Below are 22,994 nucleotides of genomic sequence, written 5' to 3'. Positions count from 1 at the left end.
AACGTCCCGGCTCAGGTCTGTGCATTGGCGGCGTCATAAGCGGATTGCGCCGCCACAATCGCATCCATATTACTTTCCACCCAGTGTGCCAGCACGGTCACTGTTTCGGTTAGCGCCTGTCCCAGCGGCGTCAGACTGTACTCCACCGTCACCGGTACCGTCGCGAAAACCTCACGTGAAACCAGCCCATCGCGTTCCAGCTTGCGTAATGCCTGGGTCAGTACCTTTTTGGTGATCCGCTGAATATCCCGTTGCAGATTGTTAAAGCGCATTGGCCCGTTTTCAAGACGCGCGAGGATCAGCAGCGCCCATTTGTCGGCGATACGCGCCAGCACGTCCCGGGTAGGGCAGCGCTCATCGAACACGTTATAAGGAGGCATCTCCTTTTTCAGTACGACAGACTCAGTCATGGTGGTTCCCTCGAGGTAACCAGGTGAGGTAAAAGTGCCTTCTTACGCCCGCGAATATTTGCGTGTATAAAACGACGTAAGGTTTCTATTTGATACCAGGGAACCGAAAATGGCAACTGCTCGCAGAGCAATTTTAAAACCGTCTTAATCTTTTGACTCACAAGGCAATATTGCATCAGGAGATCTATTATGAGCGTTGTAGTTATCTATTATTCTGGCTACGGCCACACCCAACGTGTTGCTGAAACAGTCGCAGAGGGCGCGCAGGCTGAACTGATCGCCATCGACAGCAATGGTGAAATTCAGGAAAGCGACTGGCAAAAATTGAACGAGGCAAAGGCGATTATTTTTGGTGCACCAACTTACATGGGCGGTGTGCCGTGGCAGTTTAAGAAATTTGCTGATGCCACCTCTAAAGCCTGGTTCGTTCGCAGCTGGCAGGACAAAGTGTTCGCGGGCTTCAGTAACAGTGCGAGCCTGAACGGTGACAAGCAAGTTTCCCTGCAATACCTGCAAACGCTGGCATCGCAGCATGGTGGGATTTGGGTGAGTCTGGGTCTGCCGCCATCGAATACGCAGGCTGCAACGCGTCAGGATATCAACAACCTCGGTGGCTCTGTCGGGCTGCTGGTACAGTCTCCGTCAGATGCGGATGCGGGCGCGATTGCCAGCGGCGATCTGCAAACGGCAGTAAAATTCGGTGAGCGTGTTGCCGCTGTGGCTAAGCGTTTTAACTGAGTCAGAGGACGCCCGCTGACTTAGTCGGGCGTCTTTTCCAGCACCTTCTTCAGTTGTGCGGTTAGCGTGCTTAACCTACTTTGCAGATGTCCGCTGAACGCGTCTACCAGCGCAGAGGCCGGACGATGCAGCGGGCGGATCAGGCTGACGGTAAAGGGGACTGAAACGCTAAACTGTCGAACCACAATCCCACTTTCCGCATAATCCAGCGCCGTGAGCGGATTAACCACCGCGACACCCACGCCGGCACGAACCATTGCGCAAATCGACGCGGCACTGTGCGTTTCGACCACCATTCTTCGTTTCACCTGATGCTCGGTAAAGAGCGTATCCAGCAGCTGTCGGTAGCTGTCCGTCTGTGACAGGCTAATGTAGTTCTCGCCGTGGAAATCCGCAGGGGTCAGTACGCTTTTTTTGGCCAGGGGATGACCCGCAGGCAGGACGCAGACCTCATCTAGCGCCAGTAATTCTGTGCGCTGCGTTCCCGCCGGTGTGGCGAGGGTTTCGGTTAATCCCAGATCATGACGCTGCGCTGAAAGCCACTCTTCAAGCAGCGGTGACTCCTGCGGGACGATGGTGAGGTTCACCTCGGGATAACGGGCCAGAAAAGGCTGTATCAGCATCGGCAGAAACGACTGTGAAAACACGGGCAGACAGACAATCGACAACTCGCCCTGGCGAAATTCACGTAAGCTTTCCGCCGCGCTGACAATTCGGTCCAGCCCGTACCATGAGCGCTGAACTTCCTCGAACAGACGCAACCCTTGCACCGTTGGGTGTAACCTGCCGCGGGTGCGTTCAAACAGCTTCAACCCAAGCACCTGCTCGAAGCGTGCCAGTTCCCGGCTCACTGTCGGCTGTGAGGTATGCAGCATCTGCGCGGCTTCGGTGAGATTGCCGGTGGTCATCACAGCGTGAAAAATCTCAATATGGCGTAAGTTGACGGCGGGCATAGGGCACCTGAAAGCAGAGGAGTATCCATATCATTTTTGCATAGACTCGCGATAAAACGATATTTTTTATTCTTTTCCCGCTGTGGCGTAATCATAAAAATGAATTTATCCGGAGAAGACCATGCCACGCCCACTCAACCAGACTGATACCGATTTGAACGCTGAAAACCTGCTGCGCTTGCCAGCCGAGTTTGGCTGTCCAGTTTGGGTCTACGACGCGCAGATCGTTCGCGAGAAGATCGCCGCTCTGCATCAGTTTGACGTGGTGCGCTTTGCTCAAAAGGCATGCTCCAATATTCACATTCTGCGCCTGATGCGTGAGCAGGGCGTGAAAGTGGATTCCGTTTCACTGGGCGAAATCGAGCGTGCGCTGGTGGCCGGGTTTGATCCGAAAGCCGATCCAGATGCGATCGTCTTCACTGCTGATGTGATCGATGATGCGACGCTTGCGCGCGTACATGAATTGCAGGTACCGGTGAATGCCGGGTCTGTGGATATGCTTGAGCAGCTAGGCCAGGTTTCGCCAGGTCATCGCGTCTGGTTACGCGTGAACCCGGGCTTTGGTCATGGTCACAGCCAAAAAACCAACACCGGCGGCGAAAACAGCAAACACGGTATCTGGTATGCCGATATGCCAGCCGCGCTTGACGTTTTGCAGCGTTATAACCTGAAGCTGGTCGGCATTCATATGCACATTGGCTCTGGCGTGGATTATGCGCATCTTGAGCAGGTCTGCGGGGCGATGGTGCGTCAGGTTGTCGATTTTGGTCAGGATCTGGAGGCGATCTCCGCAGGTGGCGGGCTTTCTATTCCTTACCGTGAAGGTGAAGAGGCGATCGATACCGATCACTATTACGGTCTGTGGAGCGCCGCGCGTGACCAGATCGCTGCGCATCTGGGCCATGCTGTGAAACTGGAAATTGAGCCGGGTCGTTTCCTGGTTGCCGAAGCCGGCGTGCTCGTGGCGCAGGTTCGCAGTGTGAAAGAGATGGGCTCACGCCATTTCGTGTTGATTGATGCTGGTTTTAACGACCTGATGCGTCCGTCCATGTACGGCAGCTATCACCATATAACGGCACTGGCCGCCGATGGTCGCGATTTAACGCACGCTCCGCGCCGTGAGACGGTCGTTGCGGGGCCGCTGTGTGAATCGGGTGACGTGTTCACTCAGCAGGAAGGTGGCAAAGTGGAAACCCGCGCGCTGCCAGAGGTCAAACCGGGCGATTATCTTGTACTGCATGATACCGGTGCCTACGGGGCTTCTATGTCATCTAACTACAATAGTCGCCCGCTGCTGCCGGAAGTGCTGTTTGATAACGGCAAGGCACGGCTGATCCGCCGTCGCCAGACTATTCAGGAACTGCTGGCGCTGGAACTCATTTGATTAAAGTACGGCCCCGTGGTGACCGAATCGCGAAGTACCAGCGTGCCGGTAAACGGCGGGATCGCATTGACGGGCTGGTTTTTTGCCAGCCTGATGGCCTGATCGATAGCGGTGACAATCATATTGTCGATGGGCAGATAAACCGATGAAAGTGCAGGTTCCAGCCATTTCGCGCTTGGGGCATCGTCAAAACCGAACAGCGAAATATCCTGCGGGATCTTAAGCCCCGCCTGGTGTAACGCTTTGGATGCACCCAGCGCCATATCATCGTTACAGGCAAACAGGGCGCTAAACGACACGCCATCGGCAATGAGCTCTTTACACAGCTCGTATCCCCGCGTCATTCCCGCATCGCCATACTTTACCCGGCGTTCGTCCAGACGAATGCCGTGCTTTTCCAGCGCCTTACGGTAGCCCATCAGTCTCGCTTTCCCGGTTGGGGTATGGATCGGGACGGTGATACAGGCGATCTCCCGGTGACCCTGATTGATCAGGTAATCCACTGCCTTAAAGGCAGCATCCTGTTGTTCGAAGAACACGCAGCGATCCGGCGCCTGGCTGACTTCACGGTTGATGACCACCAGCGGGGTTTGCACGGTATTCATCAGTTTGATAATCGCTTTTTCGCTCATATAACGCGTGTACAGCACAATGGCATCACATTTGCGATCGGCCAGCATCTGCACTGCCTGCTCTTCCTGCTCTGGTGCGTCGTGTCCATCCGTGACGATCAGCTGTTTCCCGTGGGTTTCGGTCTGCCGCGATGCCTGTTGCAGAAGGCGACCAAAGTAAAAACCATCGAAGGTTGAGACGACCAGACCAATGCTGTTGCTGGTCTGGTTAGCCAGTGAACGCGCGAGAAAGTTCGGGCGGTAGCCCAGCTCTTCCATCGCAGCAAACACCTGCTGACGCGTACTCTCTTTAACCTGACCTGTGCCGTTCAGTACGCGCGATACCGTGGCCTTCGACACGCCCGCGCGCAGTGAGACATCCAGCATTGTTGCCATTCTACATTCCTGCTTCCACGTAATGGTCTGCAGTTTAACACAGACCTCGCAGCGTATAAGCGACGCGGGGGACGCAAAACTTCTGCCACGATCACGCTTTTTGGTAACGATCCGCCCGTCGACATAACGGCCTGCCCGCAGTCAACGAAAATGACCGGGTTCTGGTAAAATAGTGTACAAACTGGCCGGGGGGCATCAGGCCTGAACATCGAACTGAAAAACACAGGTAAAACATGGATAAGGCTGACATTCTGCCGCTTTACGCCGCACCGCAGTATGCGGAGCAAGTGACCGACTGGATCTGGCACGCCTTTGGTGAGGGGCTTACCCGGGCGTTTTTTCATAGCATTGTTGAGCACAGCCAGACGCCGGGTGCCTTGCCATTGACCTTTATTGCTGTGCAAAACGAACAGCTTCTCGGTACGGTGGGGCTCTGGCGCTGCGATCTGATCACCCGGCAGGATCTCTTCCCGTGGCTGGCGGCGTTGTACGTTGACGACGCGGCGCGTGGCAAAGGGTTAGCCGGGCAACTCCAGCAGCATGTTATGACCTATGCTGCTCAGGCCGGGTATCGCGAGCTGCATTTGTGGTCTGCCTGCCGTGACTTCTACGAACGTTACGGCTGGCAGTATATTGGCGATGCACTGGAGTACCCGAATAAAACGGTACACCTTTACCGCTATTCCTCTCCTGCTTCTGCAGGTGATGCTACGGAGTGACGACGCACTAAAGTCGGACTGAAGAGATGGGTAATTTCAGGTGGCTGGCGTTTCTCAGCCAGCGCTAACGCCAGCTCTGCGGCCTGCGTTGCCATCGTGATGATCGGGTAACGTACCGTGGTCAGGCGCGGGCGCACGTAGCGGGAGACCAGCACATCATCAAAACCAATGAGTGAAATTTCTGACGGCACCTCAATCCCGTTGTCATTTAGCACCCCCATTGCCCCGGCGGCCATGGAGTCGTTATAGCAGGCAACGGCGGTGAAATTTCGTCCACGACCAAGCAGCTCAGTCATGGCCTGCTCACCGCCGCTCTCATCCGGCTCACCGTAGGCTACGAGGCGGTCATTACACGGTAGATCGTTTTCGCGCAAGGCATCGTAGTAGCCTTGCAGTCGATCTTCCGCATCAGAAATGGGGTGGTTTGAACAGAGATAACCAATTCGTGTGTGTCCCTGTTGAATCAGATGACGGGTAGCGAGCCAGGCACCATAGCGGTCGTCGAGCGCCACGCAGCGTTTTTCAAACCCGGGAATAATACGGTTGATGATCACCATGCCGGGGATCTGCTTCATCAGATGAATAAGTTCAGCATCGGGAAGCATTTTGGCGTGAACAACCAGCGCCGCGCAGCGGTGGCGGATAAGCTGTTCAATGGCCTGGCGTTCTTTTTGTTCATTATGGTAGCCATTACCAATCAGCAAAAAATTGCCTGTCTGATAAGACACTTGCTCCACCGCTTTAACCATCGCACCGAAAAAGGGATCAGACACATCACCCACGACCAGCCCAATGGTTTCAGTGGACTGCTGGGCGAGCGCGCGGGCATTGGCATTGGGATGGTAGTTCAGGGATTCCATGGCGCTTTGCACAGCCTGGCGTGATGCGTCACTGGCTTTAGGCGAGTCGTTAATCACGCGCGAGACGGTTGCCACCGAAACTCCTGCCAGACGGGCCACATCCTTTATTGTCGCCATTAATTACCTTCTTAGTGGGGGTAAGCGTTTACACACCCGATAGTGTTGCGGAAAAGCGGTACGCATTCAAGGGGAGTGGATTTCAGTTCTCCACAAACGTGACGCAGAACAACCCTGACGGTGTAATCGTTACACGACCAGTCATGTCTGAATAATGTCAATCTGAACCTTTAGTTACACTTTGCCTCAGGCTGTTGCGATTGTCCGATGGCGAGGACGTTAAAGAGGTTGATAGAGTTGAGATCCCAGAGGTATTGATTGGTGAGAATTCTTAGTACGGTTTCGTACTCATCTCTTGCACCAACCTGCGCGGATGCGCAGGTTTTTTTTCGCCTCCACTTTAGCTGTCGCTCCTGTATCACTTCTCGTGTAATCTGCCACCATTTACTATCAACCCTTCACACTGGCTGGCAAAGGGAGTTGAGATGCTATTTGGGTTCTTCCGTACACTTTTCCGTATTCTTTTTCGAATCCGCGTCACTGGCGATGCCCAGGCGCTTCGCGGCGAACGCGTTCTTATCACACCAAACCATGTGTCCTTTATAGATGGCATTTTACTGGCGCTGTTTTTGCCTGTGCGTCCGGTGTTTGCGGTTTATACCTCCGTCAGCCAGCAGTGGTACATGCGCTGGCTCACACCGCTGATTGATTTCGTGCCGCTCGACCCGACAAAACCGATGATGATTAAACATCTGGTACGTCTGGTGGAGCAGGGGCGTCCGGTGGTCATCTTCCCTGAGGGACGCATTTCGGTGACAGGCTCGCTGATGAAAATTTACGACGGCGCGGGGTTTGTGGCGGCGAAGTCAAAGGCTACCGTGGTACCACTGCGTATTGAAGGGGCGGAGTTAACCCACTTCAGCCGTCTTAAGGGGCTGGTAAAGCAACGCCTGTTCCCCAAAATCACGCTGCATATTCTGCCGCCGACCTCGTTACCGATGCCTGACGCGCCGCGTGCCCGGGATCGTCGTAAAATCGCAGGTGAAATGCTGCATCAGATTATGATGGAAGCGCGTATGGCTGTTCGTCCGCGCGAAACGCTGTATGAATCTCTTCTTTCGGCACAGCACCGCTATGGCGCGAAGAAAAACTGTATCGAAGACATCAACTTTACCCCAGATACGTATCGCAAACTGCTGACTAAGACCCTGTTTGTGGGCCGCATTCTGGAAAAATACAGTAAGAAGGGTGAAAAGATTGGTCTGATGCTGCCTAACGCGGGCATCAGCGCGGCGGTGATTTTTGGTGCTGTTTCTCGGGGCCGTATACCGGCGATGATGAACTACACGGCGGGTGTGAAGGGGCTGACCAGCGCCATCGCCGCCGCTCAGATTAACACTGTTTTTACCTCTCGACAGTTCCTGGATAAAGGCAAGCTCTGGCATCTTCCTGAACAGCTCACCCAGGTGCGCTGGGTCTTCCTGGAAGATCTGAAAGCGGACGTGACCACCGGCGACAAGCTGTGGATTTTTGCTCATCTGCTGATGCCGCGTCTGGCGCAGGTCAAACAGCAGCCGGAAGATGATGCGATTATCCTCTTCACTTCGGGATCAGAGGGCAACCCGAAAGGTGTCGTCCACAGTCACAAGAGTATTCTGGCGAACGTCGAGCAGATCAAAAGCATTGCTGACTTTACTGCGAATGACCGTTTTATGTCCGCGCTCCCGCTGTTCCACTCCTTTGGTCTGACGGTGGGGCTGTTTACGCCGCTGCTGACCGGTGCTGAAGTGTTCCTCTATCCAAGCCCGCTGCATTACCGCATTGTGCCGGAGCTGGTGTATGACCGTAACTGCACCGTCCTGTTCGGGACATCTACTTTCCTGGGTAACTATGCGCGTTTTGCCAACCCGTATGATTTTTATCGCGTGCGGTATGTGGTAGCTGGCGCAGAAAAGCTGCAGGAGAGCACGCGTCAAATCTGGCAGGACAAGTTTGGTTTGCGCATTCTTGAAGGCTATGGTGTGACCGAGTGCGCACCGGTGGTTTCGATTAACGTGCCGATGGCGGCAAAACCGGGTACGGTTGGCCGAATTCTCCCGGGGATGGATGCGCGCTTGCTGGCCGTGCCGGGCATTGAGGATGGTGGCCGTCTGCAGTTGAAAGGGCCAAACGTGATGAACGGTTATCTGCGCGTGGAAAACCCGGGTGTGCTGGAAGCGCCGACGGCGGAAAACGTTAAGGGTGAGGTTGAAACGGGATGGTACGACACCGGCGATATTGTCCGTTTTGATGAACAAGGTTTTGTGCAGATCCAGGGGCGTGCAAAGCGCTTCGCCAAAATTGCCGGCGAAATGGTCTCTCTGGAAATGGTTGAGCAACTGGCGACGGCCGTCTCCGCCGATAAGATTCATGCGACCGTGGTGAAGAGCGATGCCAGCAAAGGTGAGGCGCTGGTGCTGTTTACCACTGACAGTGAGCTTAAGCGCGACAGGCTACTTAGCTATGCGCGTGAACATGGTATTCCTGAACTGGCAGTGCCGCGCGATATTCGCTACCTGAAGCAGCTCCCGGTGCTAGGGAGCGGGAAGCCCGATTTCGTGACCCTGAAGAGCATGGTTGAAGAGGCGGAACAGCAAAATGCGTGAGTCAGTACACACTAACACATCGCTCCGGTCAAAAGGCATGATGGCCGTCATTGCCGCGCAATTTCTCTCTGCGTTCGGTGATAACGCGCTGCTGTTTGCCACTCTGGCGCTGCTGAAAGCCGAGTTTTATCCGGACTGGAGCCAGCCGATCCTGCAGATGGTGTTTGTGGGCGCTTACATTATCTTTGCCCCTTTTGTGGGGCAGGTGGCGGACAGTTTCCCGAAAGGCCGGGTGATGATGTTTGCTAACGGCCTGAAATTGCTGGGTGCCGCAAGCATTTGTTTTGGTTTTAATCCGTTCATTGGCTATACGCTGGTGGGCATTGGCGCTGCTGCTTACTCCCCGGCGAAATATGGCATCCTCGGGGAGCTGACAACGGGTGATAAGCTGGTGAAAGCCAATGGTCTGATGGAGTCTTCCACCATTGCGGCCATCCTGCTCGGCTCGGTTGCGGGTGGGGTGCTTGCCGACTGGCATGTGCTGGCCGCTCTGGGGGTCTGTGCGGTGGTGTATGGCGGGGCGGTTGTGGCTAACCTGTTTATCCCGAAGCTGCCAGTGGCACGCCCGGGACAGTCCTGGCGCTTTAAGCCGATGACAGGCAGTTTCTTCAACGCCTGTCGTGTTCTGTGGCGTAACGGTGAAACGCGCTTCTCCCTGATGGGAACCAGTATGTTCTGGGGAGCGGGTGTCACGCTGCGCTTCCTGCTGGTGCTATGGGTGCCTGTGGCGCTGGGTATCACCGACAATGCGACCCCAACCTACCTTAATGCGATGGTCGCTATCGGGATTGTTGTTGGTGCAGGGGCGGCAGCGAAACTTGTGACGCTTGAGACAGTAGCGCGCTGTATGCCGGCAGGGATCCTTATTGGCGTCGTCGTGCTTATTTTCTCGCTGCAACACGCGCTATTGCCAGCTTATGCCCTCCTGATCCTGATTGGTATTCTGGGTGGATTCTTCGTGGTGCCGCTGAATGCGCTACTGCAGGAACGTGGCAAGCAAACTGTCGGTGCGGGCAACGCCATTGCGGTACAAAACCTGGGTGAAAACCTGGCGATGCTGTTGATGCTGGGACTTTACTCGCTGGCGGTAAAAGTGGGCGTGCCGGTGGTGGGGATTGGCGTTGGGTTTGGTGGGCTATTTGCGCTGGCGATTGCCGGCTTGTGGATCTGGCAGCGTCGGCGTTGATCTCTTTGCCGGGTCAGGCGAAGCCGCCACCCGGCAAAAGCGTCCAGCTATGGTGCCGGGTATGTATATACCTGATGCACCGCTTCAATCTCCGCTAACACATCTTCACTCAGGTTCAGATGGAAACTCTCAATGTTTGTTTTCAACTGTTCCATAGTGGTCGCGCCCAGTAGGGTGCTCGCAACAAACGGCTGACGACGTACGAAGGCCAGCGCCATCTGCGCAGGATCAAGGCCGTGACGTTTTGCGATATCCACATAGGCTGTAACGGCTTTCTGCGTCTGCTCGCCGCTGTAGCGGGTAAAGCGGCTAAAGAGGGTATTACGCGCGCCAGCCGGTTTCGCGCCGTTCAGGTATTTCCCCGTCAGCGTGCCAAATCCGAGACAGGAATAGGCGAGCAGTTCCACTTCTTCATACTGCGTCACTTCGGCCAGTCCCACTTCATAGCTGCGATTAAGCAGACTGTACGGATTCTGGATGGTGACGATACGCGGCAGATCGTGTTTATCCGCCAGGTGCAGGTAACGCATCACACCAAAGGCCGTTTCGTTAGATACGCCGATGTAGCGGATTTTACCCGCTCGCTGGCACTCGGTCAGTGCTTCCAGCGTTTCCAGTAGCGTAACGGCAGGGGCGCTCTCATTCCAGCTGTAGCCGAGTTTACCAAAGCAATTTGTTGGACGCTGAGGCCAGTGAACCTGGTACAGGTCGAGATAATCTGTTTGCAGGCGCTTCAGGCTGGCATCCAGTGCCGCACGGATATTCTTGCGATCGAGGATCTGATTTGGACGGATCCCGGCATCGTTATTTCGCGCGGGGCCACTGACTTTCGACGCAATGACCAGCTTTTCTCGGTTGCCACGTTTTGTCAGCCAGTTACCGACGTAGGTTTCGGTAAGCCCCTGTGTTTCCGGACGGGGTGGTACAGGGTACATCTCTGCGACATCAATCAGGTTAATGCCCTGGCTGACGGCATAATCGAGTTGTGCATGGGCATCGGCTTCGCTGTTTTGTTCACCAAATGTCATCGTGCCCAACCCCAGTTGGCTTATCTCCAGAGAGCTGTGGGGGATACGGTGATAATGCATAGCCGGCTTCCTTCAATAGACATGTAGACCGCGTCAGGAACTTCCCGACAAAGGAATATAAACATGGCAGAGGGGAAGCAAAAGGGGAAGAGAAAAATCAAAAAGGCCAGCAAGTGACTGACCTCTCTCTGTTTATCGCTCGATAATTTGTGAGACTTCGTCGCGATTAATCTGCATTTTATTACCTTCCTGGTCACGGTAGCTGACCAGACCGGTATCATCATCGACTTCGGGTTTGCCGTCGGTCAGGATCATCCGACCATCTTTTGTCGCCATGACATAATCACTACTACAGCCCGATACTGCAAACGCTAAGCCGACTGCTGAAATTAACACTGCCCATTTTTTCATCGTTATCGTCCTCACCTGGCTGGTATCAAATCATAGTGTAGTATTAACCCGATATACCGACAGGAGGAAGCGGTAAAATCTTAAAAACCAGATGATTATGTTTGGGATCTCTCAAAATGAGTAAAAAACTATGTTTTCAGTAAAAAATGGCGTGCAAGCAGCGCACCGGTGAAATTCTTTTTGAGATAAAAGCCGCGCGGTAACGTTAGTATTGGCTCGCCCTGCGCACCGATCGCCTCGGTAAGCGCTTTACTGTTGGCTGCCTTCGGACGCAGCTGTAACACTTCCCCGTGTCGGGCTGTGATGCGCTCTACCTGTCCAAGAACGATCATATCCATCAGCTCCTCCCAGTCCAGACGCAATTGATGCTCCTCCTCTTCATTCGGGCTCCAGAGCAGCGGTGCGCCAACGCGACGCTCGGCCAGGGGAATGTGGCGTTCACCTTCAACCGGTACCCAAAGCACGCGTTTCAGCTTATGACGAACGTGGCTGGTTTCCCATGTCACACCGGTATTGCCGGTTAATGGCGCAACGCAGACAAAGGTGGTCTCAAGTGGCTTCCCCTGGCTGTCTATGGGAATGGTTTTTAACTCTACGCCAAGAGCCGCAAAATCTTGCTCTGGTTTACTCCCCGCACTGGCACCCAGCCACAGTTCAAGCAGCATGCCTGTCCAGCCTTTATCCCGTTTCAGATCCTTCGGGATCGGAATCCCGGCCATTGCCGCCAGCTCGCCCAGCGAAAAGCCAGCCAGGCGTTGAGCCTGCTGGAGCAACTGGCCTTCGCTGGAAGGAGGTGAAAGCAAGGGTGTAAGCGGATGCATGAAGATAACCTTTTGATTAAAAAATAAACGAAGAAATTGTCCCCTGTGGATAGAGTTTAACTTTTTCTGTACGAATATTCCATGTGTATGATTTATAGGTTTTTTTATTAGTTTGAAATCGTTTCACCTGAGAAGAAAAACCGGTTGTTCAAATCTGGTCACTGACAATGAACAGGATCTTACACCATGTTATCCACAGAAAAATGGGATAACTGGGCATAACCCTGACTACTGTTTCAATTTACAGCCTTGACGTGCGATGAAAATCGAATTTTCAGACAATTTGTGCCTAACTTATTGGCACAATCTGTGGATAAAACCGACGCTGTTCGATCTTTCATCAGCGCGACGATCCCTGATGTGATGATCGTCACGCTATTCTGTATTTTGTTTGTAATAACACGCTTAACTACATGAAAATAATGTCATTATATAATATTGATGAAAGCGGGGCGCAGACGGGGATTGAGGTTGTTCATCGGTAATCAGACACTTTTTCACAACTATATCCACAGAAAAGGTGAATAAAAATCCCTTTGCTGGCTCTTATCTGTTTATAACTCAGCACTTATTTGTGAGTTATTCAATTGTTATTAGGTTGCAGGCCTGTAAGAGAGTGGTTTACCGCCTTCCTGTAGTGTGAAACAATCATTCATATATAAGGTTTAGTTTGGGGTAGTCCGGTGATTGATGACGATGGCTACCGCCCGAACGTAGGAATAGTAATTTGTAATCGTCAGGGCCAGGTAATGTGGGCCCGGCGATATGGTCAGCACTCCTGGCAGTTCCCGCAAGGCGGGATCAACCCAGGAGAGTCCCCAGAACAAGCGATGTACCGGGAGCTTTTTGAAGAGGTCGGTTTAAGCCGGAAAGATGTTCGCATCCTGGCTTCGACCCGCAACTGGTTGCGTTACAAGTTACCGAAACGTTTGGTGCGTTGGGACACAAAGCCGGTTTGTATCGGCCAGAAACAGAAGTGGTTTCTGTTGCAGTTGGTGGGCAACGATTCAGACATCAATATGCAAACCAGCAGTACGCCGGAGTTTGATGGTTGGCGCTGGGTAAGCTATTGGTATCCTGTTCGTCAGGTCGTGTCATTTAAACGCGATGTTTACCGTAGGGTGATGAAAGAGTTCGCAAGTGTGGTAATGCAGCTTCAGGAGATCCCCCCTAAGCCGCAGAGCGCACCTGCCTGGCGACGTAAAAGAGGTTAAGCTACGCAAATCATGCTCACCCGCTTGCGAGAAATAGTCGAGAAGGTGGCCAGTGCTCCGCGTCTCAATGAGGCGCTGAACATTCTGGTCACTGACATCTGTCTTGCGATGGAGACCGAGGTCTGTTCGGTGTATCTGGCCGACCACGATCGGCGCTGCTATTACCTGATGGCGACCCGTGGTTTGAAAAAACCACGCGGACGCACCGTAACGCTCGCATTTGATGAAGGTATCGTGGGTCTGGTTGGGCGGCTGGCTGAACCTATCAACCTTGCCGATGCGCAAAAACACCCCAGCTTTAAATACATCCCTTCCGTAAAAGAAGAGCGCTTCCGCGCGTTTCTTGGCGTGCCGATTATCCAGCGTCGCCAGTTGCTTGGTGTGCTGGTTGTTCAGCAGCGTGAGCTGCGTCAGTACGATGAAAGCGAAGAGTCTTTCCTCGTTACCCTGGCCACGCAGATGGCGGCGATCCTCTCCCAGTCTCAGCTTGCCGCTCTTTTCGGTCAGTATCGCCATACGCGCATTCGCGCCCTTCCTGCGTCGCCAGGTGTGGCGATTGCAGAAGGCTGGATGGACGCCACGCTGCCGTTAATGGAGCAGGTTTACGAAGCCTCAACGCTTGATGAAGCGCTTGAGCGCGAGCGTCTTACTGCTGCGCTGGAAGAGGCGGCGAATGAATTTCGTCGTTACAGCAAACGCTTTGCCGCAGGTGCGCAAAAAGAGACGGCGGCCATTTTTGATCTCTATTCGCACCTGCTCTCCGATGCGCGTTTGCGTCGCGAGCTTTTTGCGGAAGTGGATAAAGGCTCGGTCGCGGAGTGGGCCGTTAAAAAGGTTATCGAAAAATTTGCCGAGCAATTTGCGGCACTGACTGATGGTTACCTGAAAGAGCGAGCGGGAGATCTCCGGACCCTGGGACAACGACTGCTGTTCCATCTGGATGACACCATTCAGGGGCCAAATGCCTGGCCAAAACGGTTTGTGCTGGTCGCCGATGAACTCTCCGCGACGACGCTGGCTGAGCTGCCTCAGGACAGGCTGGCTGGTGTGGTAGTGCGCGATGGTGCCGCCAACTCACACGCTGCCATTATGGTGCGTGCACTGGGTATTCCTACCGTGATGGGAGCGGATATCCAGCCGTCGGTACTGCACCGTCGTACGCTGGTGGTTGATGGCTATCGCGGTGAACTGTTGGTTGATCCTGAGCCGGTTCTGCTCCAGGAGTACCAGCGTCTTATCAGCGAAGAGAATGAATTAAGCAAGCTGGCAGAAGATGACGTTAACCTGCCCGCACAGCTTAAGAGCGGTGAGCGGATCAAAGTCATGCTCAACGCCGGCTTAAGCCCTGAGCACGAAGAAAAGCTTGGCAGTCGCATTGATGGTATCGGCTTATACCGCACCGAAATCCCGTTCATGCTGCAAAGTGGTTTCCCCTCAGAAGAAGAGCAGGTTGCGCAGTATCAGGGGATGCTGCAGATGTTTAACGACAAACCTGTCACCTTGCGAACCCTGGATGTGGGTGCGGATAAACAGCTGCCCTATATGCCGATCAGCGAAGAGAACCCGTGCCTGGGCTGGCGCGGGATCCGTATTACGCTCGACCAGCCTGAGATCTTCCTCATCCAGGTGCGTGCGATGCTGCGCGCGAATGCCGCGACGGGCAATCTCAGCATTTTACTGCCGATGGTCACCAGCATTGATGAGATCGACGAATCACGACGCTTGATCGAACGTGCTGGTCGTGAAGTCGAAGAGATGATTGGCTACGCGATCCCGAAACCGCGGATTGGGGTGATGCTCGAAGTGCCGTCTATGGTCTTCATGCTACCGCAACTGGCCAACCGTGTTGATTTTATCTCCGTCGGCACGAACGACCTGACGCAATATATCCTGGCCGTCGACCGTAACAACACCCGTGTCGCCAGTATCTACGACAGCCTGCACCCGGCGATAATCCGCGCGTTAGCGATGATCGCTCGTGATGCGGAACAGTACGGGATTGATTTACGCCTGTGCGGTGAAATGGCCGGGGATTCAATGTGCGTCGCGATCCTGATTGGTCTGGGATACCGCCATCTGTCTATGAACGGTCGCGCCGTTGCACGTGTGAAGTACCTGTTGCGGCATATTGAAATCGACGATGCCCGAGAGCTGGCTGAACGCAGCCTGGAAGCGCAACTGGCTACTGAAGTCCGTCATCAGGTTGCTGCGTTTATGGAACGACGCGGTATGGGCGGCCTGATCCGCGGCGGCCGCTAATCGTCTTTCGCTCTCTCCCATATGGAGAGAGCGCCAGCGCGCATAAAACCCTATACACATCTTTTACATCTCTGGCGCATCCTCCGCGCCCGCCTTATGCTATGATTCGCAACTTTGGAGCCTCTGCTTACGGCAGAATCGCATTTCTACCGCTGTCCACTTTCAGCGGAATAACAACATCTTGTGGTGACAGATGAACAGTGGTTATCTGCATTTTCCGGAATTTGATCCGGTCATTTTCTCAGTAGGACCTGTTTCGCTTCACTGGTACGGTCTGATGTACCTGGTGGGCTTCATTTTTGCCATGTGGCTCGCTGGCCGTCGCGCCAGCCGTCCTGGCAGCGGCTGGACCAAAAACGAAGTTGAAAACCTGCTGTATGCGGGCTTCCTCGGCGTGTTCCTCGGTGGCCGTATTGGGTATGTGCTGTTCTATAACTTCCCGGTATTCCTGAACGATCCGCTCTATCTTTTCCGCGTGTGGGATGGTGGTATGTCCTTCCACGGCGGCCTGATTGGCGTGATTCTGGTGATGGTGATTTTTGCCAAACGCACCAAACGCAACTTCTTCCAGGTTTCAGATTTTATCGCACCACTGATCCCGTTTGGTCTGGGGGCTGGTCGTCTGGGCAACTTTATCAACGGTGAACTGTGGGGACGCGTTGACCCAAGCGTGCCGTACACGATGCTCTTCCCGGGCTCCCGTGCAGAAGATATCGCGCTACTGCCATCACACCCGGAGTGGCAGTCCATTTTCGATACCTACGGCGTTCTGCCGCGCCATATGTCCCAGCTTTACGAACTGGCGCTGGAAGGCGTGGTGCTGTTTATCATCCTGAATCTGTTTATCCGCAAACCGCGCCCGATGGGGGCTGTTTCTGGTCTGTTCCTGATTGGCTACGGTGCGTTCCGTATCATCGTCGAGTTCTTCCGCCAGCCGGATGCACAGTTTACCGGCGAATGGGTGCAGTACATCAGCATGGGGCAAATTCTCTCCATTCCGATGATAGTCGCGGGTGCCATTATGATGATTTGGGCGTATCGTCGTCGTTCACAGCAACAAATTTCCTGAGGAACCATGAAACAGTATCTTGAATTGATGAAAAAAGTGCTTGATGAGGGCACGCCGAAAAATGACCGTACCGGTACTGGCACGCTCTCCATTTTTGGCCACCAGATGCGCTTCAATCTGCAAGAAGGCTTCCCTCTGGTGACAACAAAGCGCTGCCACCTGCGCTCGATCATTCATGAACTGCTCTGGTTCCTGCAAGGCGATACCAACGTCGCGTATCTGCACGAAAACAACGTCTCAATCTGGGACGAATGGGCAGATGAAAACGGCAATCTGGGTCCGGTTTACGGTAAACAGTGGCGCGCATGGCCAACGCCTGATGGACGCCATATTGACCAGATCACCACCGTGATGAACCAGCTGAAAAACGATCCGGACTCGCGCCGTATTATCGTTTCAGCCTGGAACGTGGGTGAACTGGATAAAATGGCACTGGCCCCGTGCCATGCGTTCTTCCAGTTCTATGTGGCAGACGGCAAGCTCTCCTGCCAGCTTTACCAGCGTTCTTGCGACGTGTTCCTCGGCCTGCCGTTTAACATCGCCAGCTATGCGCTGCTGGTTCACATGATGGCGCAGCAGTGCGACCTGGAAGTGGGTGATTTCGTCTGGACCGGTGGGGATACCCATCTCTACAGTAACCATATGGAACAGACGCATCTCCAGCTGACTCGCGAACCGCGTGCGCTGCCGAAGCTGATTATCAAACGCAAACCGGCGTCTATCTTCGATTACCGCTTTGATGATTTTGAGATTGAGGGCTACGACCCGCACCCAGGCATCAAAGCGCCCGTCGCTATCTGATGTAGTAAAGCGTGACACAACCGGTGCTTTTTAGCGCCGGTTTTTTTTCGCCTTTATCCCGTTTCACGAAGCGTTATCCAGAAGGCGTGCAACACGCTGCAACTTGGTCAATTCTCTGGATAACGACTCGGGAAACAGTAATCCGTTGCTCGTCACCTTCACGGCACTTCGCCACACTCCCATTATGAAAAAAGAGAACGGTTTTACGCTTATCGAAACACTGGTAGCGATTTCGTTGATTGTCATCCTCAGTGCGTCAGGTTTGTACGGCTGGGACAGCTGGAAACGGCAGCAGCGGCTGTGGCAAACCGCCAGCCAGGTTCGCGATTACCTGGTGTTTCTGCGCAACAATGCCAACCGGCACAACCGCGACCATCAGGTAACCCTTCAGCGGGTTGGAGGCAGGGACTGTCTGGTGAGCTCTGTTATGCAAGGCTGCGAGAAGGGGAATCCCTTTGTACTGATGCCACTCTGGCCTGAAGTCACGGTGAGTGAGCTAACACCGTCATTAGGGTTTTATGGATTAAAGGATACGGCATGGGCAGGGCGGATACGCGTACAAAGCCGAGCAGGAGAATGGCTGATTATTGTCTCAAGTGGAGGACGTATCAGGATGTGCAAGAGTTCAGGGGACGGTTCATGTCAATGAGACAGCGCGGTTTCTCACTGATTGAAGTGCTGATTACTATGGCGATCAGCAGCCTTTTGCTGGTCAGCACATCGCGTTTTTTACCCGGGTTGCAGCGGGCTGTATTACTGCAATCCGGCCAGCGAGAGCTGGAAGAGGAGGTCTGGCAGCGCCTGTTTGCTCTCGGTAAGCACCTTCAGCGCGCAGGATATTGCGCCGGAAACTGTCAGGGACCAGGCCTGGTGATTGGCAGGGAAGGGAGCTGTGTCATTGTACGGTGGGATGCCAACAGTAACGGCAGTTGGGATAACACTGCATCAGAAAATGACAGCACCGGTTTTCGTCTGGAAGCAGGTGCGCTGGAAACGCTGCGTGGGGCAACCTCGTGTGAAGGAAAGGGATGGGAAAAGCTCACCGAACCGGACAAGCTTGTGATCCTGCACTTTATGATGCGTAAAGTTGAGCATGCCGGTTTTGCACCAGAGTTGAATATCGAGCTGACCGCCAGTCGTAAAGGTCAGCAGGGGGAGCCATATCAGGCTTTATATGGGGTCACGGGGTATAACTTGTGAACCGGCAACGCGGAATGTCTTCGCTGGCGTTGGTTTTGCTTTTACTGGTGCTCGGTACCCTGATCCTCACGGGTCTCAACCAGCAACTGACAACGTTTAGTACGCTCGTTGGCGATGAGAGCCGTTCACTCCAGCAGCAGGCGTCTGTGCAATCTGCACTTGAGTGGGGACGCGTTCAGGATTGGTCGTCAGAGCCCCAGATTCAGTGCAAAAAGGCATCGTCATGGCGAGTTTGTTTACGGTTATTAAGTGAGAAGGATGTTTTGCTTATTGCTGGAGTCAACGACCTGCTGCTCTGGCGCACAGGAGAGATAATCGACGGCAAGATTCGCTTCTCGCCTCACGGCTGGAGTGATTTTTGTCCGCTAAAGGGGAGTGTGTTATGCCTGTTGCCATGAACAAAGAAAGAGGGTTTAGCATGGTTGAGGTTCTCCTGGCGATGATGCTGATGGTGATAATCGTGACCGCACTGTCAGGTTACCAGCGGGCACTGGCGACGCGGTTCAGCTTGTTTAGCCAATATCGTCAGCTCTGGCACCATGCCTGGAACCAGTCCCAGCTCTCAACAAATGCGCTACCGGAAGGCTGGCAGGCCAACCGGGGGCAGACAACGCTCGCCGGATGTGTCAGCATCACGGTTACACTTATTTCTCCTCTGGGGCGGCGCGGTGAGATAACGCGTCTGCATTGCCCGGTTAGCCAGTAGTCGGGAGCGTCTATGTTAAGGGTTTACCACTCAAATCGTCTGGATGTGCTGGAAGCACTGATGGAATATATCGTTGAGCGCGAGCGGCTTGACGATCCTTTTGAGCCTGAAATGGTGCTGGTGCAGAGTACCGGTATGGCACAGTGGCTGCAAATGTCGCTTTCCCGCAAATTTGGCATTGCCGCGAACATTGAGTTCCCACTACCCGCGAGCTTTATCTGGGAGATGTTTGTCCGCGTGTTGCCGGATATCCCGGAGCAAAGTGCGTTCAACAAGCAAAGCATGAGCTGGAAGCTGATGGCGTTGCTGCCGGAAATGCTTCAGCGCGATGAGTTCGCGATGCTGAACCACTATCTCAATGACGATACCGATAAACGCAAGCTGTTCCAGCTCGCGTCTCGTACCGCCGATCTCTACGATCAATATCTTGTTTATCGTTCTGACTGGTTAATTCGTTGGGAAGCAGGTGAGCTGGTGGAGGGGTTACCGGAGGCGCAAATCTGGCAGGCGCCACTATGGAAAGCGCTGGTGGAGCACACGGAGAAACTTGGCCAGCCTAAGTGGCACCGTGCCAATCTGTACGATCGGTTTATCTCCATACTTGAAAATACGTCGGAGCGACCAGCCCGACTGCCATCACGCGTGTTTATCTGTGGAATATCTGCATTACCCCCAGTCTATCTCAAGGCGTTGAATGCGCTGGGTAAACATATTGATATTCATATTTTGTTTACCAACCCGTGCCGGCAATATTGGGGGGATATCCTCGACGAACGTTGGCTTTCGCGGCTGGTGACTCGCCAACGAAAACGCCTTTTTGAAGAACGAACCATCCCGCTGTTTAAAGACGGCTCGACTGCCGGGCAACTTTTCGATGAAGAAGGTATCCAGAACCTGCCTAATCCGCTGCTCGCCTCATGGGGGAAGCTGGGGCGTGATTACATTCACATGCTTTCAGACATCACCTCGTCTGGTGAAGGGGATGTGGATGCCTTTGTTGAGATCTCCCCGGATAGCCTGCTGCATAATATTCAGTTAGATATTCTGGAGCTGGAGAACCGTGCCGTCATGGGTGTTACGGCGCAAGAGTTTGAACGCAGCGACAGGAAGCGGAGGCTGGATCCTGACGATCGCAGTGTCACCATCCACGTTTGCCACAGCCCGCAGCGTGAAGTTGAAATCCTTCATGACCAGCTGTTGCACATGCTGCAGGATGATCCTGAGCTGACGCCGCGCGATATCGTGGTGATGGTGGCGGATATCGACAATTACAGTCCCTTCATTCAGGCCGTTTTTGGCAGTGCGATGGGTGAACGATACCTGCCTTACGCTATCTCGGACCGTCGTGCCCGTCAGTCTCATCCGGCATTGCAGGCATTTATCACCCTGTTGTCACTGCCTGATAGCCGGTTTATCTCCGAAGATGTTCTGGCGTTACTGGATGTTCCAGTTCTGGCTGCACGCTTCAACATCAATGAAGAGGGGCTACGCTACCTTCGCCAGTGGGTTAACGAATCGGGTGTTCGCTGGGGGATCGATGACGATAACGTCCAGGCGTTCGGGCTCCCCCCAACCGGGCAGCATACCTGGCGGTTTGGCCTGACACGTATGTTGTTGGGTTATGCCATGGAAAGCAGTCAGGGGGAGTGGAATGAGGTACTGCCTTACGATGAGACCAGCGGGTTAATTGCTGAACTGGTGGGGCATTTGGCTTCACTATTGATGCAGCTTAACCGCTGGAGAAGTGAGTTAATGCAACCGCGTACTCTGGAAGAATGGCTCCCGGTTTGCAGGGCATTGCTCAATGATTTCTTCCTGCCAGACAGTGACACTGAAGCCGCAATGGCGCTCATTGAAACGCAGTGGCAGGCTATCGTCGACGAGGGCGTGAACTCCCATTATCACGAAGAGATCCCCTTGTCACTGCTGAGGGATGAGTTGACGCAGCGGCTTGACCAGGAGCGAATCAGTCAGCGTTTCCTGGCGGGCCCGGTGAATATCTGCACCCTGATGCCAATGCGTTCTATCCCGTTCAAAGTGGTGTGTCTACTTGGCATGAATGACGGTATTTATCCACGTGCACTGGCACCACTGGGATTTGATCTGATGAGTGCTAATCCAAAGCGGGGTGACCGTAGTCGTCGTGATGACGATCGCTATCTCTTCCTGGAAGCGCTCATTTCCGCCCAGAGTAAGCTCTATATCAGTTACATCGGCCGTTCAATTCAGGACAACAGTGAGCGTTTCCCTTCTGTTCTGGTGCAGGAGCTGGTGGATTATATCGGACAGAGCCACTACCTGCCGGGGGATGAAGAACGTAACTGCGATGAAAGTGACAAGCGGGTGAAAGCGCATATCACCTGTTGTCACAGCCGCATGCCGTTTGACCCGGTGAACTACGTGGTGAGTGAGCACCAGAGCTATGCTCACGAGTGGCTTCCTGCGGCGAAAAAAGAGGGAACTGCGCATACCGATTTCATTCAGGTGCTTGACCCTCTGTCCATTGACACACTGACATTTGAACAGCTTCAGCGGTTTTGGGCGCACCCGGTGCGGGCCTTTTTCCAGCAGCGATTACAGGTCAATTTCCGCTCTGAAGAGAACGAAATTCCCGATGCGGAGCCCTTTACGCTGGAAGGGCTGGAGCGCTATCAGTTAAACCTGCAACTGTTGAATGCGCTGGTTGAGCAGGAAGATGCTGACAAACTTTTTCGCCGTTACCGCGCAGCAGGTCAACTGCCTTATGGAGCGTTTGGTGAAATTGTCTGGGAGGCGCAGTGCCAGGAGATGACAGCGCTGGCGGAGCGCGTAAGGGAGTGCCGACAACCCGGAAAAAACATTGAAATTGATCTCAACTGTAACGGCGTTCATTTGACGGGCTGGCTAACCCAGGTTCAGCTGGACGGGCTGCTACGCTGGCGACCTTCTATGCTCAGCGTTTCACAAGGGTTGCAACTCTGGCTGGAACATCTTGTCTACAGTGCGGTGGGTAATAAAGGTGAAAGCCGGATATTCGTGCGCAAAGAGGGCGAATGGCGCTTCCCGCCGATGGAGTCTGAACAGGCGTTACGTTATCTGTCTTTGTATATTGAGGGCTACAGTCAGGGCATGAACAAACCACTTTTGTTACTGCCTGAGAGTGGCGGCGCATGGATAAAAGCCTGTTATGACGTACAGAATGATGCAATGTTAACGGATGAGGTGTCACTGCAGAAAGCGCGAAGTAAATTTATACAAGCCTATGAAGGAAACATGATGGTACGTGGCGAAGGTGAAGACGTCTGGTATCAGCGCTTATGGCGCACGCTTGAACCAGAGTACTTCGAGACGATCACGGAAGAGGCACAGCGTTACCTGTTACCGTTGTTCAAATTTAATCAGTCCTGAGTGCTGTATAAAAATTGCACAGGAAAGGGTGTTCATTTATGATGCACCTGTTATCACGGACTGATGTACTCAAAGAAAGAGATGCTGGCGTGTCCAGCACGCAGTTTGTTAATGATGTAGCCGTGATAAAGAGGTCGTA

21 protein-coding genes are annotated in these 22,994 nt (G+C 53.7%); 14 read left to right on the top strand and 7 right to left on the bottom strand.

What is annotated here, in order from left to right; translation table 11 throughout:
• Positions 1 to 11: 11 nt before the first annotated feature.
• Positions 12 to 410, bottom strand: coding sequence for a winged helix-turn-helix transcriptional regulator (locus WB237_RS16580; RefSeq protein ID WP_336214637.1), 399 nt, complete (start codon positions 408 to 410; stop codon positions 12 to 14).
• A gap of 189 nt (positions 411 to 599) precedes the next feature.
• Here WB237_RS16580 and WB237_RS16575 point away from each other — a divergent pair, with 189 nt between their 5' ends.
• Positions 600 to 1,148 (top strand): flavodoxin family protein, encoded by a 549-nt coding sequence (locus WB237_RS16575; RefSeq protein ID WP_028016925.1) that lies wholly within the window; start codon positions 600 to 602, stop codon positions 1,146 to 1,148.
• 20 nt (positions 1,149 to 1,168) lie between these two features.
• On the opposite strand, the gene WB237_RS16570 is transcribed toward WB237_RS16575, so the two are convergent.
• Positions 1,169 to 2,101, bottom strand: a complete 933-nt coding sequence (locus tag WB237_RS16570) for a LysR family transcriptional regulator (protein ID WP_336214633.1) — start codon at positions 2,099 to 2,101, stop codon at positions 1,169 to 1,171.
• Positions 2,102 to 2,222: 121 nt separating this feature from the next.
• On the opposite strand from WB237_RS16570, the gene lysA reads away from it, so the two are divergent.
• Positions 2,223 to 3,485: a diaminopimelate decarboxylase gene (lysA, locus tag WB237_RS16565; protein ID WP_336214632.1), complete on the top strand. Its 1,263-nt coding sequence runs from the start codon at positions 2,223 to 2,225 to the stop codon at positions 3,483 to 3,485.
• Here lysA and WB237_RS16560 read toward each other — a convergent pair.
• Positions 3,455 to 4,492: a LacI family DNA-binding transcriptional regulator gene (locus tag WB237_RS16560; protein ID WP_336214631.1), complete on the bottom strand. Its 1,038-nt coding sequence runs from the start codon at positions 4,490 to 4,492 to the stop codon at positions 3,455 to 3,457. The genes lysA and WB237_RS16560 overlap by 31 nt on opposite strands.
• A 233-nt stretch (positions 4,493 to 4,725) precedes the next feature.
• Here WB237_RS16560 and WB237_RS16555 point away from each other — a divergent pair, with 233 nt between their 5' ends.
• Positions 4,726 to 5,211 carry a GNAT family N-acetyltransferase gene (locus tag WB237_RS16555; RefSeq protein WP_336214630.1) on the top strand — a complete coding sequence of 162 codons (486 nt, stop codon included), beginning with the start codon at positions 4,726 to 4,728 and terminating at the stop codon, positions 5,209 to 5,211.
• Here WB237_RS16555 and galR read toward each other — a convergent pair.
• The gene (gene galR / locus WB237_RS16550) at positions 5,172 to 6,188 is read right to left on the bottom strand and encodes an HTH-type transcriptional regulator GalR (protein WP_336214629.1); all 1,017 of its coding nucleotides are present in this window, start codon (positions 6,186 to 6,188) and stop codon (positions 5,172 to 5,174) included. The genes WB237_RS16555 and galR overlap by 40 nt on opposite strands.
• A gap of 425 nt (positions 6,189 to 6,613) precedes the next feature.
• On the opposite strand from galR, the gene aas reads away from it, so the two are divergent.
• Together aas and lplT are read left to right on the top strand one after the other, a co-directional pair.
• The gene (gene aas, locus WB237_RS16545; protein ID WP_336214628.1) at positions 6,614 to 8,773 is read left to right on the top strand and encodes a bifunctional acyl-ACP--phospholipid O-acyltransferase/long-chain-fatty-acid--ACP ligase; all 2,160 of its coding nucleotides are present in this window, start codon (positions 6,614 to 6,616) and stop codon (positions 8,771 to 8,773) included.
• Positions 8,766 to 9,959, top strand: a complete 1,194-nt coding sequence (lplT, locus tag WB237_RS16540; RefSeq protein WP_028016918.1) for a lysophospholipid transporter LplT — start codon at positions 8,766 to 8,768, stop codon at positions 9,957 to 9,959. The genes aas and lplT overlap by 8 nt, the downstream gene beginning before the upstream one ends.
• A gap of 47 nt (positions 9,960 to 10,006) precedes the next feature.
• On the opposite strand, the gene WB237_RS16535 is transcribed toward lplT, so the two are convergent.
• From WB237_RS16535 to mutH, 3 genes are all read right to left on the bottom strand, one after another.
• A complete protein-coding gene (locus WB237_RS16535) occupies positions 10,007 to 11,047 on the bottom strand; it encodes an NADP(H)-dependent aldo-keto reductase (RefSeq protein WP_336214627.1) in 1,041 nt (346 codons plus the stop codon).
• Positions 11,048 to 11,179: 132 nt separating this feature from the next.
• Entirely contained in the window at positions 11,180 to 11,398 is a 219-nt protein-coding gene (locus tag WB237_RS16530; protein WP_114978579.1) for a YgdI/YgdR family lipoprotein, read from the bottom strand.
• Positions 11,399 to 11,526: 128 nt separating this feature from the next.
• Complete coding sequence (gene mutH, locus WB237_RS16525) at positions 11,527 to 12,219, bottom strand: DNA mismatch repair endonuclease MutH (RefSeq protein WP_336214626.1); 693 nt, start codon at positions 12,217 to 12,219, stop codon at positions 11,527 to 11,529.
• 683 nt (positions 12,220 to 12,902) lie between these two features.
• On the opposite strand from mutH, the gene rppH reads away from it, so the two are divergent.
• The 9 genes from rppH (at position 12,903) to recC (ending at position 22,855) form a co-directional block, all read left to right on the top strand.
• Complete coding sequence (gene rppH / locus WB237_RS16520; protein WP_013098553.1) at positions 12,903 to 13,433, top strand: RNA pyrophosphohydrolase; 531 nt, start codon at positions 12,903 to 12,905, stop codon at positions 13,431 to 13,433.
• Positions 13,434 to 13,445: 12 nt separating this feature from the next.
• Positions 13,446 to 15,692: a phosphoenolpyruvate--protein phosphotransferase gene (gene ptsP / locus WB237_RS16515; protein ID WP_028016914.1), complete on the top strand. Its 2,247-nt coding sequence runs from the start codon at positions 13,446 to 13,448 to the stop codon at positions 15,690 to 15,692.
• A gap of 193 nt (positions 15,693 to 15,885) precedes the next feature.
• On the top strand, positions 15,886 to 16,761 hold the full coding sequence (gene lgt / locus WB237_RS16510; RefSeq protein ID WP_114978582.1) for a prolipoprotein diacylglyceryl transferase: 876 nt from the start codon (positions 15,886 to 15,888) through the stop codon (positions 16,759 to 16,761).
• A 6-nt stretch (positions 16,762 to 16,767) separates the two neighbouring features.
• The gene (gene thyA, locus WB237_RS16505) at positions 16,768 to 17,562 is read left to right on the top strand and encodes a thymidylate synthase (protein WP_014885081.1); all 795 of its coding nucleotides are present in this window, start codon (positions 16,768 to 16,770) and stop codon (positions 17,560 to 17,562) included.
• Positions 17,563 to 17,746: 184 nt separating this feature from the next.
• Positions 17,747 to 18,211, top strand: coding sequence for a prepilin peptidase-dependent protein (locus tag WB237_RS16500; protein WP_336214816.1), 465 nt, complete (start codon positions 17,747 to 17,749; stop codon positions 18,209 to 18,211).
• A complete protein-coding gene (locus WB237_RS16495) occupies positions 18,202 to 18,762 on the top strand; it encodes a prepilin peptidase-dependent protein (protein WP_336214625.1) in 561 nt (186 codons plus the stop codon). The genes WB237_RS16500 and WB237_RS16495 overlap by 10 nt, the downstream gene beginning before the upstream one ends.
• Positions 18,759 to 19,160 carry a DUF2509 family protein gene (locus tag WB237_RS16490; protein WP_336214624.1) on the top strand — a complete coding sequence of 134 codons (402 nt, stop codon included), beginning with the start codon at positions 18,759 to 18,761 and terminating at the stop codon, positions 19,158 to 19,160. Before WB237_RS16495 ends, WB237_RS16490 begins: the two co-directional genes overlap by 4 nt.
• Positions 19,145 to 19,468, top strand: a complete 324-nt coding sequence (locus WB237_RS16485) for a prepilin-type N-terminal cleavage/methylation domain-containing protein (protein ID WP_336214623.1) — start codon at positions 19,145 to 19,147, stop codon at positions 19,466 to 19,468. The genes WB237_RS16490 and WB237_RS16485 overlap by 16 nt, the downstream gene beginning before the upstream one ends.
• 12 nt (positions 19,469 to 19,480) lie before the next feature.
• Positions 19,481 to 22,855 (top strand): exodeoxyribonuclease V subunit gamma, encoded by a 3,375-nt coding sequence (gene recC, locus WB237_RS16480; protein ID WP_336214622.1) that lies wholly within the window; start codon positions 19,481 to 19,483, stop codon positions 22,853 to 22,855.
• Positions 22,856 to 22,994 lie beyond the last annotated feature (139 nt).

The sequence above is a fragment of the Enterobacter sp. P82 genome, assembly GCF_037053385.1.
Taxonomy (GTDB): Bacteria; Pseudomonadota; Gammaproteobacteria; order Enterobacterales; family Enterobacteriaceae; genus Enterobacter.
Note: the sequence above shows the minus strand (reverse complement) of the source record. Positions and strands in the feature narration are given on the sequence as shown.

Excerpts from the sequence above, each read along its gene's own strand:
- thyA (WP_014885081.1), top strand. The coding sequence starts at position 16,768 with ATGAAACAGTATCTTGAATTGATGAAAAAAGTGCTTGATGAGGGCACG.
- mutH (WP_336214626.1), bottom strand. The coding sequence starts at position 12,219 with ATGCATCCGCTTACACCCTTGCTTTCACCTCCTTCCAGCGAAGGCCAG.
- recC (WP_336214622.1), top strand. The coding sequence starts at position 19,481 with ATGTTAAGGGTTTACCACTCAAATCGTCTGGATGTGCTGGAAGCACTG.
- aas (WP_336214628.1), top strand. The coding sequence starts at position 6,614 with ATGCTATTTGGGTTCTTCCGTACACTTTTCCGTATTCTTTTTCGAATC.
- WB237_RS16560 (WP_336214631.1), bottom strand. The coding sequence starts at position 4,492 with ATGGCAACAATGCTGGATGTCTCACTGCGCGCGGGCGTGTCGAAGGCC.
- WB237_RS16535 (WP_336214627.1), bottom strand. The coding sequence starts at position 11,047 with ATGCATTATCACCGTATCCCCCACAGCTCTCTGGAGATAAGCCAACTG.
- lplT (WP_028016918.1), top strand. The coding sequence starts at position 8,766 with ATGCGTGAGTCAGTACACACTAACACATCGCTCCGGTCAAAAGGCATG.
- WB237_RS16575 (WP_028016925.1), top strand. The coding sequence starts at position 600 with ATGAGCGTTGTAGTTATCTATTATTCTGGCTACGGCCACACCCAACGT.
- lysA (WP_336214632.1), top strand. The coding sequence starts at position 2,223 with ATGCCACGCCCACTCAACCAGACTGATACCGATTTGAACGCTGAAAAC.
- WB237_RS16485 (WP_336214623.1), top strand. The coding sequence starts at position 19,145 with ATGCCTGTTGCCATGAACAAAGAAAGAGGGTTTAGCATGGTTGAGGTT.
- galR (WP_336214629.1), bottom strand. The coding sequence starts at position 6,188 with ATGGCGACAATAAAGGATGTGGCCCGTCTGGCAGGAGTTTCGGTGGCA.
- WB237_RS16555 (WP_336214630.1), top strand. The coding sequence starts at position 4,726 with ATGGATAAGGCTGACATTCTGCCGCTTTACGCCGCACCGCAGTATGCG.
- WB237_RS16495 (WP_336214625.1), top strand. The coding sequence starts at position 18,202 with ATGTCAATGAGACAGCGCGGTTTCTCACTGATTGAAGTGCTGATTACT.
- WB237_RS16530 (WP_114978579.1), bottom strand. The coding sequence starts at position 11,398 with ATGAAAAAATGGGCAGTGTTAATTTCAGCAGTCGGCTTAGCGTTTGCA.
- WB237_RS16580 (WP_336214637.1), bottom strand. The coding sequence starts at position 410 with ATGACTGAGTCTGTCGTACTGAAAAAGGAGATGCCTCCTTATAACGTG.
- WB237_RS16570 (WP_336214633.1), bottom strand. The coding sequence starts at position 2,101 with ATGCCCGCCGTCAACTTACGCCATATTGAGATTTTTCACGCTGTGATG.
- ptsP (WP_028016914.1), top strand. The coding sequence starts at position 13,446 with ATGCTCACCCGCTTGCGAGAAATAGTCGAGAAGGTGGCCAGTGCTCCG.
- lgt (WP_114978582.1), top strand. The coding sequence starts at position 15,886 with ATGAACAGTGGTTATCTGCATTTTCCGGAATTTGATCCGGTCATTTTC.
- WB237_RS16500 (WP_336214816.1), top strand. The coding sequence starts at position 17,747 with ATGAAAAAAGAGAACGGTTTTACGCTTATCGAAACACTGGTAGCGATT.